A 17028-nucleotide genomic window follows, 5' to 3' on the forward strand; every position below is an offset into this window, starting at 1 on the left:
CCGCCCGTCCCCGGATCAGCCGGTCCGGGAGGCCAGCCACGCCGTGTGGGCGCGGTCCACCCGCTCCCACAGGGCGGCCCGGTCCGCGGGGGTCAGGTCGTCGCCCGGGCGCCGGAAGACCGTGGAGAGGACCTCGTGGAACTCCTCGGGCGTGCCCAGTTCCCGCTCGGTCGTCACCTCCGCCGCCTCGATCCGCCTCAGCACCCGCCCGCGCAGCACGTCCACACCCCTGGCGTCCCGCCGGAACAGCGCGAGGGTCCGTACGAAGGGCGAGTCCGCGGAGGTGGACATCCAGGTGTGCCTCGCCTGGAAGTCCGCCGTCGCCGCCGCGGCTGCGCGGAAGTTCATCCGGGGCATGTGCATGTCGGAGCTGAGCAGGCTCCAGCCCGGCCCCTCGCCCTCCAGCGGCTCCAGCGGCCGCATCGCGTAGCGGAAGCCGCCCTGTTCGTACGTGCCCTCGCGCAGCGGCAGCGGCTCGTACGGGCCGTCGCCGAGGCCGACGTCCACCCAGTACGCCTCCCCGTCGACGCGGACGGTCAGGGCGAGGTGCTCGCCGTTGACCTCGCGCGAGGCGGCGTCGCCGTACACGCCGCCGGAGTGCCGGGTCACGTCGTAGCCCAGGGTTTCGAGGAGCTGCGCGAAGGCGCCGTTGAGGTGGTAGCAGTAGCCGCCGAGTCCGGCGGCGACGCGCCGGGCGGCCGCCTCGGGGTCCAGGCCGGGCGGGCGGCCCAGCTGGATCTCGATGTTGTCGTAGGAGACGCGCTCCAGGTGCGCGCGCTGGAGCGCGCACAGTCCTTCGATGCTGGGCGCCCCGGGATCGATGACGCCGAGCCGGCGCAGGTAGCCGTCGAATGTGTCAGTGACCATTCCGCCACCGTAGGTGGCGGCCGGCCCCGGCTCCCCGGTGCTTTCCCGCTATTTGTCAATATCCCCGACGACGAAGAAGAGCGAGCCCAGGATCGCGACCATGTCCGCGACCAGCTGCCCCGGCAGCAGCACGGCGAGGGCCTGGATGTTGTTGAAGGAGGCGCTGCGCAGCTTCAGCCGGTACGGGGTCTTCTCGCCCTTCGAGACCAGGTAGTAGCCGTTGATGCCGAGCGGGTTCTCGGTCCAGGCGTACGTGCTGCCCTCGGGCGCCTTCAGCACCTTCGGCAGCCGCTGGTTGATCGGTCCGGGCGCCAGCTCCGCCATCCGGTCCAGGCAGGCCACGGCGAGGTCGAGGGCGTTGTGCGTCTGGTCGAGGAGCACCTCGAAGCGGGCCAGGCAGTCGCCCTCGGTGCGGGTGACGACCTTGAGGACGTCCTGGAGCTCCCCGTACGCCAGGTACGGCTCGTCGCGGCGCAGGTCGAAGTCGACGCCGGAGGCGCGGGCGATGGGGCCGGAGACCCCGTACGCGTGGACCGCCTCGGCGGACAGGACGCCGACGCCGCGCGTGCGGCCGCGAAAGATCTCGTTGCCGTGCACGAGCTTGTCGTAGACGTCCATCCGGGTCCGGACGTCGGCGATGGCCGCGCGGGCCCGGCCGAGCCAGCCGGCGGGCAGGTCCTCCTTGAGGCCGCCGACGCGGTTGAACATGTAGTGCATGCGGCCGCCGGAGATCTCCTCCATCACCGCCTGGAGCTCCTCCCGCTCGCGGAAGGCGTGGAAGATCGGGGTGATCCCGCCCAGTTCCAGGGGGTACGAGCCGAGGAACATCAGGTGGTTCAGGACCCGGTTCAGTTCGGCGAGGAGCGTACGCATCCACACCGCGCGCTCGGGGACCTCCATGCCGAGCATCCGCTCGACGGCCATGACCACGCCCAGCTCGTTGGAGAAGGCCGACAGCCAGTCGTGGCGGTTGGCCAGCATCACGATCTGGCGGTAGTCCCGGGCCTCGAAGAGCTTCTCCGCGCCGCGGTGCATGTAGCCGACCACCGGTTCGGCGCTGACGATGCGCTCGCCGTCCAGGACGAGCCGCAGGCGCAGCACGCCGTGGGTGGAAGGGTGCTGCGGTCCGATGTTGAGCACCATGTCGGTGCTCTCCGCGGCACCGCCGATGCCGACCGTGGTCTCCGTCATGGGCGCATTGTCTCAGCCCTAGGGTGGGGGAATGGGAACGGGGACGAAGGGCGAGACGGCCGAGCCGGAGTGGGTGGGCCTGCCGGGCGGGCTCCTCGGGCTGCGGCGGCTGCTGCTGGTGATCTGGACCGTGGTGCTCACGGTGGCGACCGCCGTGCCGCTGGGGCTGCTGGCCGGGCCCGCCTGGGCGGTGTGCGCGGTGGTCTGGCCGGGGGTCCTGGTCTGGGGGTGGGTGATGACCGGGCGGAACTGGCGGTCCTGGCGGTACGCCGAGCGGGCCGATGACCTGCTGATCAGCCGGGGCGTGCTGTGGCGGGAGCAGACGGTGGTCCCGTACGGGCGCATGCAGCTGGTGGAGGTCACCTCCGGGCCGCTGGAGCGCCGTTTCGGGCTGGCCTCCGTACAGCTGCACACGGCCGCCGCGGCGTCGGACGCCAGGATCCCGGGGCTGGTGCCCGCGGAGGCGGAGCGGCTGCGGGACCGGCTGACGGCACTGGGCGAGGCACGATCGGCGGGGCTGTGACGGCGCCGGGGGCGGGGTCGGGGCCGGCCCCGGGGGATCCGGCGGCCCCGGGGGATCCTGCGGGGCCGGGGGATCCTGCGGGGCGGCAGCCCGGCGCCGGTCCTGCCGGGGCCGCCGGTCCGGGGGTGCGGAGCGCCGGCTGCACGTGCTGACCCCGCTGCGGCGGGCATGGGTGCCGATCACGGCCACCGTCGGGCTGGTCCTCCAGCAGGGCGAGCGGGCCCAGGAGTGGGTCCGCTCCTTCCCCCTCGGTCTGCGGCTGCTCGCGCTGGCCGGGCTGCTCCTCGTCTTCGGCTCGTACGGCCTGCTCAGCTGGTGGTTCACCCACTACCGCGTCACCGACACCGAGCTGCGCATCCGCACCGGCCTGATCTTCCGCCGCGCCGCCCACATCCGCCTCGACCGCATCCAGGCGGTGGACGTCACCCGCCCGATGCTGGCCCGGGTGGCCGGAGTCGCCAAGCTCCGGATCGACGTGATCGGCGCCGAGGAGAAGGACGAGCTGGCCTTCCTGAGCGAGCCCGACGCCGCCCGGCTGCGCGCCGAGCTGCTCGCCCGTGCGGCCGGTTTCGCCCCGGCCGAGGCGGCGGGGCTCGGCGAGGCCCCGCAGCGGGAGCTGCTGCGGGTGTCGGTCCGGGACCTGGTGGTCTCCATGCTGCTCAGCCTCGGCGTGTGGGCCGCGCTGGCCGCCGGGCTGGTCGCCCCGGTGGTGGTGTGGCGGCTCAGCGACAACCTCTGGGCGTCGCTGGCCGTCGTGCTGCCGCTGCTGGGCGCGATGTGGAAGGGCAGCCTGGGGCGTTTTCTCGCGGAGTACGACTGGACGGTCGCCGAGTCCCCCGACGGGCTGCGGCTGGACCACGGGCTGCTGGACCGGGCGCACGAGACGGTGCCGCCCGGGCGGGTGCAGACCGTACGGATCGTGGAGCCGCTGCTGTGGCGGCGGCGCGGCTGGGTCCGGGTGGAGCTGGCCGTGGCGGGCTCGAAGAACGGGGTGCTGGTGCCGGTGGCGACGCGGGCCGCCGCCCACGCCGTGATCGCCCGGGTGCTGCCGGGCGCGGACCCGGTGGCCCTGGCCTTCGCCCCGTCACCGCGTGCGGGCTCGCGGTGGGTGGTGCCGGTGTGGTGGAAGGGGTACGGCCTGGCCGTTTCGGAGCAGCTGTTCGCGGCCCGGCACGGGCTGCTGTGCCGGCGCACGGAGGTCGTTCCGCACGCGAAGGTGCAGAGCGTACGCCTCTCCCAGGGCCCGTGGGAGCGCCTGTGGGGGGTCGCCGACCTGCATGTGGACACCGGCGCGAACGGTACGGTCACGGCCCGGCTGCGGGGCGCGGGGGAGGCCGCCGCCCTGCTGGACGCCCAGGCGGTCCGCTCCCGCACCTCCCGGGCGGCGGCCCGGCCGGACCGCTGGATGACCTGATGTGACGGTCTCCGTACAGCCCGTGCGGCAAAGGCTGTTGGACGGGCGGGATCGAGCCGAGGGGCGATTTTCAGACATACGTTCAGGCCAGCTGAAACCGTGTTTGTGTTCGCAACGTCCCTTCGGTAGACAGGTATGGACGCAAGTGACGGCACAACACGTCAGGGGTGGGTGAATGAAGTTCGACATGGGCAGCACCACGCTGTCCGAGCTGGGCAAGGCCACGGGTGGCTCCAGTGACGACCTCGGCACGCTGATCAAGCTGCTGATCGCGGCGGCGGACCCGCTGGAGGGCAAGTTCAACGGCGTCGGCCGGTCCGCGTTCGACTCGTTCAAGCGGCGCTCGGACGCCATCACCGCGGAGCTGAACGGCTCGCTGCGCGCCATCATCGGCGGCCAGCAGGGCATGGACACCTCCTTCACCACCGGTGACCAGGAGCAGGGCGACAACGCCCACCAGAACATGGGCTCCGCCAATTTCGACGCCGCTCGCTTCGGCGCGCGCTGAGACCGGGGGACCGATCAGACATGGGACAGAACCAGGACCGCACCTCGTACGACATCGCCGCCTCCGTGGAGGTACAGGGCGGACTCGGCGGGATCATCGGCCAGTTGGAGCGGGTGCTCGGCGACCGTGACGCGGCGGTGAAGGCGGCGATGTCCGAGTTCACCGCAGACGGCGTCTCGGACGAGTACCACGGCAAGGAAGTCCGCTGGAACCGGGCGGCCAACGAGGTGCGCGACATCATCCGCCTCGTGCGCAGCACGTTGGAGCAGAACGACTCGACCGCGCAGGCCACGCTGCAGAAGGCCAAGGCGGCGGTGGACGGCATCGGCTGACGCAGGACGCGACGGATCACGGGGATACGGGGACACGGGGGTAGGTCATGGACTGGGACATCAAGCCGTCCGGCGTGCAGGGGGTCGTCAACAAGACGATCACGGCTGCGGGGGGCTTCCAGACGGCGGGCAAGTCGCTCCAGACGGAGCTGCCGGAGGCGGCCAAGCACGCCGGCACGGTCACCGAGGGCGGCAGCACCGCGGGCGAGGGCGGCGGCATGGGCCCGATCGCGGGCGCGCTGGGTGAGCTCATGGCCTCCCACGCGACCCGTATCGCGTACATCAGCGCGCGCACGGAGGCTTCGCTCAACGGCGCGATCAAGGCCACGACGGCGTACGTGCACGGAAACATCGAACAGGCGCAGAACGCCCAGAACGAGGCGCTCAAGGAGCCGAAGATCGATCTTCCGGGGGCGGGGCAGAAGTGACGGATCACGTACCGATCAATCCGTGCACGATTCCGCAGTTCACGGGTGACCTGGACGCGTTGGAGCAGGACAAGAACGCGATCACGACGGCGGCGGGGACCTTCCGTGACGCGGGGTCGAACGTGGACTCCGAGTTCCAGGGCCTGTCGGCGTTCTACTCGGCGCCGGAGGCGGCGCAGTTGTTCGCGACGACGAAGCCGGTGAAGACGGACAGTGATTTCTTCGCCGATCAGCTGGAGTCGGCGGCGACGGCGCTGGGTGAGTACATCACCGAGGCGCGGCCGATCGTGGCGCGGCTGAAGGAGCTGCAGGCGAAGGCGTCGACGTTCAGCAACAAGATCAGTGGTGACAAGCACTGGAAGGACGACGGGGACAAGATCGATGAGAACAACGATCTGATCCACGACGTCAACGCGGCCGTGTCGGCGTTCTGGGCCGCCGAGCGGACGTGTGCGAACAAGATCCGTGCTCTGTACTGTGCGGCGCCGCTGACGGCGGATGACGGTTCGCACGGCGCGAACATGTACGGGTACAAGGGCGAGGACCTGAACAAGGCGCAGGATCTGCCGTGGGGTTCGCAGCTGGAGGAGACCCATCGGGCGTGGGAGATCGGTTACTGGGCGAAGTCCTTCGTCTGGGACGGTCTGATCGTCGACGGGATCTGGGGCACGATCCGTGGCCTGGGAACGCTCATCGGTGTGGACGGGTGGGACAAGGCCGGTCAGGCCTGGACGGGGCTGGCGAAGCTGGCGACGGGTCTGGCGATCATGTCGGTGCCGGGTATGAGCACCGCGTTCTGGATGGCGGACGACAAGGACCTGCCGCCGTGGATCCGTGATTCGCGTACCGCGGTGAAGGAGACGGGCAAGGCGCTGGTCGCGTGGGACGAGTGGGGCAAGAACCCGGCCCGCGCGGCCGGTGCGGTCACCTTCAACGTCCTGACCACCGTGTTCACCGGCGGCGCCGGTACGGCGGCGAAGGCGGGCACGGTCGGCAAGATCCTCAGCGTGGCGGGCAAGGCCGGCCGGATCATCGACCCGATGACCTACATCGGCAAGGCCGGCAGCCTCGCCAAGATCAAGATCGGTGACCTGTTCGCGAACCTGGGCAAGGCCGACGGGGCGTTCCCGAAGATCGACGACGTGATCTGGAAGGACCTCCCGAAGGCCGACGCCCCGGGGATCACCTTCCCGCACCCCGAGGACACCGTCCGTCTCCCCGACGACGCGCTGGGCCGTCCGCAGTACTTCGACAAGACCTCGAACCAGCTCCTGGACCACAACGGGCTGCCCAAGCAGGACCTCACCGCGGTCCCCAAGGGCGTCGACCACCCCCTGGCCGAGGTCCCCAAGCACGAGAACGTCCCGGTCGGCGTCGGCGCCCACACCGCCGACGTCACCTCCCACACCCCCGGCGGCACGGCCGGCCACACCCCGGGCGGCGCAGCCGAACACACCCCGGGCAGCGCGGCGGACCACACCCCGGGCGGCGCCGCGGACAACGGTGCCCACAACAGCCACACCGAACCCGGCGGCACCACCCCCGGCCACGGCGGCACCGACACCACCCCCACCGGCGGCCACGGCGACACCCCCTCCACGGGCGGCCACGGCGACGGCCCGGGCACGGGCGGCGGCGGCCACGACGGCCCCGGCATCCCGCACCAGGGTGACGGCGCAGGTGGTCATGGGCCCGACGGCTTCGGCCACCCGGATGACCCGAGCGTTCCGGAGCACGGCCACTCCGATCTCCCTCATTCCGGCGGCCATGACGGGCACTCGGATCACGACGTGCACGGAACGGCGTCGACCGCAGCCGAGGCGATTTCTCCAGAGACCCGGCTGCCGAACCCGGACGGCACGCTCCCGGCCGGTCACGGAGAGAAACTGCTGGACTTGTTCGACCTGGATGGCCCCCGTGTCACAGTGGCGAACGACGTAATCACTCACGTCGACGGCAAGCCTGTCGATCAGTATCTCGATTCCCTTGCGGAGGGCAGGGCGCAGATGTATCGAGATGCCAAGGACGCCAAGCAATTCGTCAAGGGTGATACGGGTGCCTGTGTGGGTGCAGTCATGGACACTCGGACCGGCATCGTGATCGAAGGAATCAACGGGCGGCCGGACAACGTCATACCCAAGGAAAGGGTTCACCCCACTATTCGTGCACTTTACGAAGAAATGGCCCCTACCAAGCCTCACCCGGACCAGCCGCTGGGCCACGCGGAAGTGAAAGCCACCAACGAATTGCTGTGGGCCCGTACTCGCCTCGGGCTGCCGGATGGCGTGGACGCTCTCAAGGAGATACGGGCATCCGTGGAGTTCCCCTTCCTGAAGGACAGGGAAACGGGAGTCATCGGTAGAGGCGCCCCGTTCTGTGCCAACTGTTACAATATGCTCCCCGGAGTGCCTTCGCCTCATGGCCGGTTCACGGGATATCCGCCGAGCGACGAGAATTGGATTCCATAATGAGCCCGGTGCAGCGTGTCGACACCGACGATCCCGATGTCGATATGGATATGGGAAATCGAGTGCTCTACCTGGACGAGTTGTTCACGGGCGAGGTGGCCGAATACCAGGACGGGCAATTGGTGTGCCTTGACGTCTACCTCGACGGGATCAGGAACGGCTTGTCCCGGATGTGGTATCCGGACGGCACCTTGAAGCTGGAGGGGAATGTCCTCAACGGGGTGGCGGTGGGCGAGTTCCGGGAATGGCACCCCAATGGCATTCTCAAGTCCCGAAAGTTTTTCGACGACGACATCTACTCCCTCAAGGAGGAGACCGTCTGGGACGAGGAAGGCCGCCTCGTTCGCGAGTGGCATCGCGAGTAGGGCCGGGTGCGCGGGTGGCGGGTCACCGGCTCTTCGAGCCGGGGCGTCGTCCGGGGCCGGTTCCTTGCCGGTTGAGGCACTCGGGCTGAGAGTGCGGACCGGCTCCGGGGCCAGGATGAGCGGCCGGCCGAAGAGGAGCTGACGGGGAGGTCCGAGGCGTGAGTCCGGGGGTTGCCGGCGGAGGTGGAGAAGCCGGTGATCACGTCCGAGCCCGTCGGTGAGTGGTTCTGGGAGCCCGCTCCGTCGGCGGGTCCCCGCCGGCGGCGGCCTTGGGGGCGGTGGGGCTTCTCTCGGGCCTCGCGGACGTCCTGGCGGCGTGCGGACTCGTGACCGGGGAGGGTGCCGGCTCGGTCGTGCTCGCCGACCGGCGTGACATGGCCGGTCCGCTGTTCGCGTGCCGCGACGTCCCGGTGGCGGCCGGCCTCGCCGGCGCCGCGGGGCGGGCGGACGCCGTAGGGCTGTTCCCGGACCGCCTGTTGACGGTGGGCCTGGAGCTGGCGGGTGAGTGGCGCGAGGCCGGCGCGGTGCGCCGGGCGGAGAAGCTCTTCACCCTCCGGGTCGAGGTGTGGGGCGAAGGGGCGGTGCTGGTGGCCCTGTCCGCGTACGCCGACGCCTGGCTGACCCTCGACCTCCGGGGGCGCCCGCAGCGGGAGGTGGGCGAGGAGGGAGAACGCCCCGCGCCTCGCCGCCGCGCTGGAGCGGATCTCCGCGGTGACGGGGGCGCCGGTCGATCCGGGCGACCCGACCCGGTACGCGCGGCCCACCGCCGAAGGGTTCGCCGACCAGTGGGAGACGGGCCCCGATTACGACGACCCGTGGGGCACCTTCGAGGTCCCGAAGCGGTGGCGGCGGCTGATGGACCGGCTGCCCGGTGGTCCCGACGGCCGGGACTACGAGAGCACTACCGGGCAACCGGTGCGCTACGCCCGCGTACGGTGCGGGGAGCGGGTCCTGGGCTTCCTCTGGGCGTCCGCCGACGGAGCGGCGGGCTACGAACCGCGCAACGCGGCCGGTGCCGCGGCCTTCGAGGCGGGGGTGCCGTGGCTGTCTCGGCTGCGTTCCGCCGGCCTGCGGGGCGTCCGGGCGCCGGAGGCCCTGGAGGAACTGCTGGGCGCCGCGGCGGACGGCCGCCGGGGCGGCTCCGTCGTCGAGGCCGTCACGCACGAGGCGGCTTCGCTGGACGCGTTGGAGGAACTGTCGGGGCGGTGCTGACCAGGAGAAGGGAGCCGGAGTGGCCGGTGACGCGGCGTCGCGCGTGCTGGAGCGGCTGCGGGCGGTGGACTGGTGCGGGGACTGGGACTTCGCGTTCGGGCATGTGAAGTCCCGGCGGGTCCTGCTGCGCGAGTACATGCGCAGGGCGGCCCTGTGGGCCCGGGCGTACTCCGCCGAGGAGGCCTGGCCCTTCTTCGACGTCACCCCCTACGCCGCCCCGGATTTCGTGCTCGCGCCGGAGCTCGCCGGAGCGCTACGGGAGTTCCTCGGCGGGATCGGCTACGTCGAGGTCCGCAGCACCTGCGCCGGAGCGGTGCGGCTGGCGGAACTCCGCGCGCTGGACCCGGATGTCGGGGCCGGGCTGCCCGACCTCTACGAACCGCTGCTCCTCTTCTACGAGCGGGGCGGCGAGTTCTTCCGGGACGGCGCGGGCTTCCTCGAACTGACGGGGGTGCGGTACCGGCACGGCCCGCTGGCGGGCTTTCTCGGCGGCGCACCCCTCACCCGGCTCGACGGCCCCGTGCTCGACGCCCTCGATGCCGAGGGGCGCGTCACGTACCACCGGGCGGCCGGGGGCCGTGGTCCGCTGCTGAGGCGGCGCGTGCTGCGGGGCGTACGGACGGACGAGCTGTTCGGCGCCGACCTGCGCTGGCGGCCGGCGGAGCGGTTGGCGCAGGAGCCGGGGCCGGTCGGGGTCGACGAGTGGGAGGCGGCCCGGTTCATCGGGGAGGCCGTTGCGGACGCGGAGGGCCCCGTGTGGAACCTTGGACCGGGGTATTAGCGTCGGGGCGGAGAGGAAGGGGGGCCGGGATGGCAGCCGAGGATTACGACAGTCAGTTGCTGGAGTCCGTCGCGGTACGGCGGCGCAGGATGCGTGACGCCGTGCTGTTCGGGGCGCAGCGCGGGCGGCGCGTGGCCGACGAGCGGATCGGGAAGGCCGTCGCCGGACTGGTCATCGCGGCCGTGCTGTGCGCGGGATGCGTGGGATGGTCGTTCATCTCGCACCGGCTCATCGGCAAGGTCGGCACCCCGGGACAGGTCAGTACTCGGTGATAGGTTCGGGCGCGTGGTGAGCATGGGGGCGGGAATCGGTACGGCACTGAGCCGGGTCACCCTGGTGGGTGAGCGGCGGAGGATGGATCTCGTACTGCCCTCCCAGGAGCCTGTCGGGCGGCTTTTGCCCGACGTCATACGGATGTTGGACGACCGGGTCGCCGCGCAGCCGACGCTGCGCCACCTGGTGACCGCCGACGGGTCGGTACTCGAACACGACGTCTGCCTCGCGGACGCCGGGATCGGCGACGGCGCCGTGCTGCGGCTCGTGCGGGTGCAGGACGTGCCGTCCGCGCCCGTCGTGCACGACGTCACGGACGAGGCCGCCGAGGACCTGGACGTCCGCGCCTGGCGCTGGCGGCCGGGCGCGCGGCGGGTCACCGCCGGGGCCGGGCTGATCGGATGGGCGTTGCTCGCCGGGTGGTTCGCCCGGCGGGAGTTCGCGCCGGGCGCGGTGGCCGGGGCGCTGCTCGCGGTGGCCGCGGTCGCCGCTGTCGTCGGGGCGCTCGCCGGGCGGCTGAAGCGGTCCGGGCTGGCGGCGGCGCTGCTGGCGACCGCCGGGGCCGTCGGCGTGCTCGGGGCGTGGACCCTGGGCGACGCGCAGCACTGGGGTCCGATGGGACGGCTCGCCGCCGTGGCGGGCGCGCTCGCGGTGGGGCTCGCGCTGCTGGGGTGGTTCACGCCGCTCGGGTGGGGCGGGTTCGTCGGGGCGGCCGCCGTGGTGGCGCTGACCGGTGGCTGGGAGGCCGTCGCCGTCGCCCAGGGCGGCGCGGGGGCCCGTACCGGAGCGGTGCTGGCCGTGGTCTCGGTGATCCTGCTCGGGCTGCTGCCGCGGCTCGCCCTGGCGGCGGCCGGCCTGACCGGGCTCGACGACCGCCGTGCGCGGGGGGCTTCGGTCAGCCGGTACAAGGTCGCGACCGCCCTCGGCGCCACCCACCGGGGCATGGCGCTGGCCACCCTCGCCACCGCCGTCTCGGCGGGTGCGGCCGGGGTGCTCGCGCTGCGGGAACCCGATGTCTGGACGGTGTCGCTGGCGGTGGCCGTCGCCGGCGTGCTGTGGCTGCGGGCGCGGGCGTTCCCGCTCGTCGCGGAGGTGGTCGCGCTGCTGCTGGCCGGGGCCGCCGTCACCGTGGCCGCGCTGCTGGTGTGGGCGGAGCGGGCCGGCGCGGCCGGGCCGCTGGCGACGCTGCTGGTGCTGGCGCTGGCGGCGCTCGGGGTACTGGCCGTACAGCCGCCCGAGCACGTACGGGTCCGGCTGCGGCGATTCGGGGACACCGCCGAGTCGCTGTGCGTCATCGTGCTGTTCCCGCTGCTCATCGGGGTGTTCGGCGTGTACGGGCGGCTGCTCGGCACCTTCGCGTAAGGGTTGCGACTCAGACATGTCAGACATGAGCCAGAGCCGGCGTGACGACTGGCAGGCCGGGGTCCTCGGCGAACTGACGGGCGCGCCGACCGCTCCCGCGCCGACCGCTCCCGCGCCGACCGATCCCACGCCGACCGCCCCCGCGCCGTCGGCGGAAGCGGGCGCGGGCCAGGGCCCGGCCGCCCCCGGCCGCCCCCCGATACAGCCCCACCCCGACCCGGAGGCCGCCCCCGGCGCCCCGGCGCGGGCCGCCGCCGCGCACGGGCCGTTCCCCGGTGCGCGGACCGGCGGTCGGGCCCCCGCCCCGCAGGGCACCCCGTACCCCTACCCCGCGTCGGCCCCGCACGGGGCCCCGCAGGGGATCCGTGCCCCCGAGACCGTCCCCGTCCCCGCCACCGAGGCCGCCGGCCGGCCCCGGCACGGGGACCCCGTCGGACGGCGGGCGCTGCGCGCGCTGCGCGGGGCGCTCGGGTCCTCCGCCGCGCGGGCCGTCGCCAACGAGACGGGCCTGGCCACCCAGGTGCAGCAGCCCGTCACCACCGGCCGCCAGATCGTGGTGACCAGCATCCGCGGCGGCTCCGGCAAGACCACCGTCACCGCCCTGCTCAGCCGCACCTACAACCACTACCGCCACGACCCGGTGCTCACGCTGGAGGCCGACGCCGCCCTCGGCACCCTCCCCGTCCGGCTCGGGGTCGAGTCCCTGCGCTGGACCTGCGGCGACCTCGCCCAGATCGTCCGCCCCTCCATGCAGCTCACCGACATCACCGGATACCTCGTCCCGCTCGCCGACGGCGGCTGGCTGCTGCCCGGCAGCCAGGGCCGCATCGGCGCCCAGGTCGACGTCGCCACGTACCGGACCGTGATGGTCGCCCTGCGCCGCTACTTCGGCGTCACCGTCGTCGACTGCGAGACCCTCCCCGGCGAGGTGGCCCGTACGGCCCTCGACACCGCGCACGCCCGCGTGCTCACCACTCCCGCCACCGCCGAGGGCCTCGTCTCCACCCACGCCGTCCTCGACTGGCTCGCCTCCCTCCCCGTGCCCGTGCTGCCCCGGACCGTCGTCGTGCTCACCTGCCAGTCCCCGCACCCGGCCGTCGAGCTCGGCAAGGCCGTCGAGAAACTGCGCGCCACCGGCGCCGGGGTCGTCGTCCTCCCGTACGACCGCCACCTCGCCTCCGGCGGCGCCGTCCGCACCGAACTCCTCGGCGCCGAGACCCGGCAGGCGGCCGTACGGCTCGCCGCGGACGTACTCCAGCGCGCCCTCGCGCTCCCGGCGGCCGGTGCGGCCCGGTGACCCAGCAGCTCGTCCACCGGCCCGCCCGGGGCACCATGCCCCCCGCCCCCGCCGAACCCCACACCGTCGAGGCCCCGCCCAACCTCCCCGAAGGCAAGATCGGCAGCCCGGCCACCGCCCTCCTGCCGATGGCCGGCGTGATGGGCTCGGTCGTGATGATGACCGTCGTCCGTAACAGCCAGTTCGCCGCCGTCGGCGCGATGGTCCTGGTCGTCGCGCTGATCGGCGCCATCGCCATGTTCTGGTCCCAGCGCGGCAAGGCGCAGCGCACCCGCCGCTCCCAGCGCGAGCGCTACCTGGAGTACCTGGAGGAGCAGCGCGAGGAACTCGGCGCGCGCGAGAAGCGGCTCCGCGACGAGGCCCGCCGCCTCAACCCGCCGCCGGAGGCCCTCTACGACCTCGTGCGCGATCCGGCCCGGCTGTGGGAACGCCGCCGCGCCGACCCCGACTTCCTGCGCCCCCGCCTGGGCACCGGCGAGGTCGCCGTCCAGCCGCTCGCCCTCGGCTCGGGCGCCGGAGGCGTCCTCACCCCGCCCGACCGGTTCATGCTCAACGAGGCCGGCGCCCTCATGGCCCGCTTCGCCCGCGCCAGCGACTTCCCGCTGACCGTGCCCCTCGACCGGGCCGGGAACATCAGCGTCGTCGGCGACCGCGAAGGCGTCCTGCGCGTCGCCCGCGCCCTGCTCGTCCACACCGCGGTCCTGCACGCCCCCGACGACGTCGCGATCGCCCTCGGCGTCCCCGGAGACCGGCTCGACGCGGACTGGGAATGGGCCAAGTGGCTCCCGCACGTCCTGGACCCGCAGGAACAGGACGGGCCGGTCGCCGCCCGGCGGATCGCCCCCAGCCTGCCGCAGCTCGCCGAGGTCCTCGCCCCCGAGCTGCGCCGCCGCGCCTCCTACGCGGCAGAGGTGCGCCGCGGCCTCTCCGACCGGCGCGCGCTGGCCCTCGCGAGCCGGCTCCTCGTCGTCAGCGACGAGTACGGGGACAACGCCGTCGAACTGCCCCGCCCCGACACGGCGGTGGGCCTCGCCGACATGAACACCACCGTGCTCCACCTGCTCGCCGAGCAGGTCCACGAGCCCGACGAGGTGACCATACGGATCACCGTGGACGGCCCCCACGTCACCGTCCGGGACCTGCGCACCCCCCAGGCCCCCGCCGCCGAGGGCCTCTGCGACCAGCTCGGCCCCGCCACCGCCGAGGGCCTCGCCCGGATGCTCGCCCCGCTGCGGCTGTCCGCCGAGTCCGTCGCCGAGGGCACCCCCGTCTCCGGCCCCGTCGACTTCATGGGCCTGCTCGGCATCGACGACCCCGCCGCCCTCGACGTGGCACGCATGTGGGCGCCGCGCGGCGAGCGGGACTTCCTGCGCGTCCCGATCGGCATCGACGACCGGCACGGCCCCGTCCTGCTGGACCTCAAGGAGTCCTCCCAGCTCGGCATGGGCCCGCACGGGCTGTGCGTCGGCGCGACCGGCTCCGGCAAGAGCGAGCTGCTCCGTACGCTCGTCCTCGCCCTGGTCGCCACGCACTCGCCGGAGGACCTCGCGATGGTCCTCGTCGACTACAAGGGCGGCGCCACCTTCGCCCCCTTCGAGAAGCTCCCGCACGTCGCCGGGGTCATCACCAACCTGGAGAACCAGGCCGGGCTCGTCGAACGCGTCCACACCAGCCTCGCGGGCGAGGTCAAGCGCCGCCAGCAGGTCCTCAAGGACGCCGGCCACGTCGCCGACATCGGGCACTACGCCGTCCTGCGCGCCGAGAACCCCGAACTGGAGCCGCTGCCGCACCTGTTCGTCGTCATCGACGAGTTCGGTGAACTCCTCACCGCCAAGCCCGACTTCATCGACCTGTTCCTGTCCATCGGCCGCATCGGCCGCTCCATCGGCGTGCACCTGCTGCTGTCCAGCCAGCGCATCGAGGGCGGCAAGCTCAAGGGCCTGGACACCTACCTGTCCTACCGGCTCGGCCTGCGCACCTTCTCCGCCGACGAGTCGCGCACCGTCCTCGACACCACCGACGCCTTCATGCTGCCGCCGCTCCCCGGCTTCGGCTACCTCAAGGTGGACACCTCCACCTACACCCGTTTCAAGGCCGGTTACGTCTCCGGCCGCTACCGGGGCCCGGCCGGCGACCGCGACCGCGCCGCGGAAGGCCCCCTCGCCCTGCCCTACCCGGCCTTCAACACCCTCGGCGCCAGCACCGGTTCCGACGGGCCCGCCGAGGAGAAGCCCACCGCCACCGCCCGCGAGACCGGTCCCAGCGTGCTCGGCGTCATCGTCGACCAGCTCGCCGACGCCGCCCCGCCCGTACGCCGCATCTGGCTCCCGCCGCTGCCCGACGCCACCCCGCTCGACGCCGCCGCCGGACCGCTCTGCGTCACCGACCGCGGACTGCGCCTCGGCGACGCCGACCGCCCCCCGCTGCGGGTACCGCTCGGTGTCCTCGACGACCCGGCCCGCCAGTGGCGCGGCCCCTGGGAGCTGGACCTGAAGGTCGCCGGCGGGCACACCGCCGTCACCGGCGGACCCCAGTCCGGCAAGACCACCCTGCTGCGCACCCTCGCCCTGTCCCTCGCGCTCACCCACACCCCGCAGGAGGTCGCCGTCTACGGTCTCGACCTCGCCGGGGGCGGCCTCGCCGCGCTCGCCGGACTCCCGCACGTCGGCGGGATCGCCGGCCGGGCCGACCGGGAACGGGCCGCCCGCACGGTCGCCGAGGTGCGGGGCATGCTCGCCGTCCGCGAGGAGCTCTTCCGCGAGCACTCCATCGACTCCGTCGACCAGCTGCGCCGCCTGCGCTCCCGCGGCGGACTGCCCGAGCTGGCCTCCACCGACATCGTCCTGCTCGTCGACGGGTACGGAGCCCTGCGCGAGGAGTTCTCCGAACTCGACGACGCCGTCACCGACCTCCTCAAGCGGGGCGGCGGCTACGGCATCCACGTCGTCGCGGGCATGCTGCGCTGGAACGACGTCCGCATCGCCAACCAGTCCCTCTTCGGCAGCCGCGTCGAACTGCGCCTGGGCGACGCCTCCGACTCGGCCATCGACCGCAAACTGTCCGAGACCATCTCCCCGGACACCCCCGGCCGCGTCCTGACCGACGGCAAGCTCTTCGCGCAGACCGCCCTGCCGCGCATCGACTCCCGGACCGGGACCACCGACCTGGCCGCCGCCCTGGAGGAGGCCGCCGCCACCGTCCGTGCCACCTGGCACGGCGACATCGCCTCCCCCGTACGGGTCCTGCCCGCCCGGCTGCCCGCCGACCGGCTCCCGTCGGCCGACGAGGAGCCGTACCGGATCCCCATCGGCGTGGACCAGGACGTCCTCGCGCCCGTCCTGCTCGACCTCTTCGAGCAGGACCAGCACCTGCTGATCCTCGGCGACAACGAATGCGGCAAGACCAACCTCCTCTCCCTCGTCGCACGCCAGCTCATCGCGCGCTACGGGGAGGAGGAGCTGGTCTTCGCCGTCTACGACCCCCGGCGCGGGCTGCGCGGAGTCGTCCCCGAGCCCTACCGCGGCGGGTACGCCCACAACGCCAAGATCGCCGGCGCGCTGTCGGCCGGCATCGCCAAGGAACTCGACAAGCGGCTCCCCGAGGACGGCATCGACCCCGACGCCGACCCGGGCGAGGGCCCCGGCTTCACCGGCCCCCGCATCGTGGTCCTCGTCGACGACTACGACATCCTCACCACCGCCGGACAGCAGCCGCTCCAGGCATTCGTGCCCTACCTGCCGTCCGCCCAGGACATCGGGCTGCACTTCGTGATCGCCCGGCGCGTCGCGGGCTCCTCCCGGGCCCTGTACGAACCACTGCTCACCACCCTGCGGGAGTCCGGCACGACCGCGCTCGTCATGAACGGCGAACGCTCCGAGGGCCAGCTCTTCCCGCAGCTCTACGCGAGCGCGCAGCCTCCGGGCCGCGGCACGCTCGTCCGGCGCGGCCGGCCGCACCAGACCGTGCAGACCGCGCTGGCCGCCCCCCTCACCCAGGAAGCACCCTGA

15 protein-coding genes are annotated in these 17028 nt (G+C 73.0%); 13 read left to right on the plus strand and 2 right to left on the minus strand.

Annotation, left to right across the window (positions count from 1 at the left end; all coding sequences use genetic code 11):
- Positions 1 to 15: 15 nt before the first annotated feature.
- Both OG295_RS19215 and OG295_RS19220 read right to left on the minus strand, forming a co-directional pair.
- Complete coding sequence (locus OG295_RS19215) at positions 16 to 867, minus strand: arylamine N-acetyltransferase (protein ID WP_371677976.1); 852 nt, start codon at positions 865 to 867, stop codon at positions 16 to 18.
- Positions 868 to 915: 48 nt separating this feature from the next.
- Positions 916 to 2058 carry an NADH-quinone oxidoreductase subunit D gene (locus tag OG295_RS19220; protein ID WP_371677977.1) on the minus strand — a complete coding sequence of 381 codons (1143 nt, stop codon included), beginning with the start codon at positions 2056 to 2058 and terminating at the stop codon, positions 916 to 918.
- Positions 2059 to 2089: 31 nt separating this feature from the next.
- On the opposite strand from OG295_RS19220, the gene OG295_RS19225 reads away from it, so the two are divergent.
- From OG295_RS19225 to eccCa, 13 genes are all read left to right on the plus strand, one after another.
- Complete coding sequence (locus tag OG295_RS19225; RefSeq protein WP_371677978.1) at positions 2090 to 2581, plus strand: PH domain-containing protein; 492 nt, start codon at positions 2090 to 2092, stop codon at positions 2579 to 2581.
- A 145-nt stretch (positions 2582 to 2726) separates the two neighbouring features.
- Positions 2727 to 3995: a PH domain-containing protein gene (locus OG295_RS19230; RefSeq protein ID WP_371677979.1), complete on the plus strand. Its 1269-nt coding sequence runs from the start codon at positions 2727 to 2729 to the stop codon at positions 3993 to 3995.
- 175 nt (positions 3996 to 4170) lie between these two features.
- Complete coding sequence (locus OG295_RS19235) at positions 4171 to 4503, plus strand: hypothetical protein (RefSeq protein ID WP_356218809.1); 333 nt, start codon at positions 4171 to 4173, stop codon at positions 4501 to 4503.
- 20 nt (positions 4504 to 4523) lie between these two features.
- Positions 4524 to 4835: a pore-forming ESAT-6 family protein gene (locus OG295_RS19240; protein ID WP_266839869.1), complete on the plus strand. Its 312-nt coding sequence runs from the start codon at positions 4524 to 4526 to the stop codon at positions 4833 to 4835.
- Between the two features lie 47 nt (positions 4836 to 4882).
- A complete protein-coding gene (locus OG295_RS19245; protein WP_266839868.1) occupies positions 4883 to 5263 on the plus strand; it encodes a DUF6507 family protein in 381 nt (126 codons plus the stop codon).
- Entirely contained in the window at positions 5260 to 7731 is a 2472-nt protein-coding gene (locus OG295_RS19250; protein WP_371677980.1) for a hypothetical protein, read from the plus strand. Before OG295_RS19245 ends, OG295_RS19250 begins: the two co-directional genes overlap by 4 nt.
- Positions 7732 to 7739: 8 nt before the next feature.
- Positions 7740 to 8096: a toxin-antitoxin system YwqK family antitoxin gene (locus OG295_RS19255; protein WP_371677981.1), complete on the plus strand. Its 357-nt coding sequence runs from the start codon at positions 7740 to 7742 to the stop codon at positions 8094 to 8096.
- Positions 8097 to 8807: 711 nt separating this feature from the next.
- Entirely contained in the window at positions 8808 to 9308 is a 501-nt protein-coding gene (locus OG295_RS19260) for a hypothetical protein (protein WP_371677982.1), read from the plus strand.
- A gap of 19 nt (positions 9309 to 9327) precedes the next feature.
- Complete coding sequence (locus OG295_RS19265; protein WP_371677983.1) at positions 9328 to 10089, plus strand: hypothetical protein; 762 nt, start codon at positions 9328 to 9330, stop codon at positions 10087 to 10089.
- 29 nt (positions 10090 to 10118) lie between these two features.
- Positions 10119 to 10361 carry a hypothetical protein gene (locus tag OG295_RS19270; protein ID WP_007264842.1) on the plus strand — a complete coding sequence of 81 codons (243 nt, stop codon included), beginning with the start codon at positions 10119 to 10121 and terminating at the stop codon, positions 10359 to 10361.
- A 22-nt stretch (positions 10362 to 10383) separates the two neighbouring features.
- Positions 10384 to 11724, plus strand: coding sequence for a type VII secretion integral membrane protein EccD (gene eccD / locus OG295_RS19275; RefSeq protein WP_371681232.1), 1341 nt, complete (start codon positions 10384 to 10386; stop codon positions 11722 to 11724).
- 25 nt (positions 11725 to 11749) lie between these two features.
- Positions 11750 to 13021 carry a hypothetical protein gene (locus tag OG295_RS19280; protein ID WP_371677984.1) on the plus strand — a complete coding sequence of 424 codons (1272 nt, stop codon included), beginning with the start codon at positions 11750 to 11752 and terminating at the stop codon, positions 13019 to 13021.
- The gene (eccCa, locus tag OG295_RS19285; protein WP_371677985.1) at positions 13018 to 17028 is read left to right on the plus strand and encodes a type VII secretion protein EccCa; all 4011 of its coding nucleotides are present in this window, start codon (positions 13018 to 13020) and stop codon (positions 17026 to 17028) included. Before OG295_RS19280 ends, eccCa begins: the two co-directional genes overlap by 4 nt.

The sequence above is a fragment of the Streptomyces sp. NBC_01276 genome, assembly GCF_041435355.1.
Classification (GTDB): Bacteria; Actinomycetota; Actinomycetes; order Streptomycetales; family Streptomycetaceae; genus Streptomyces.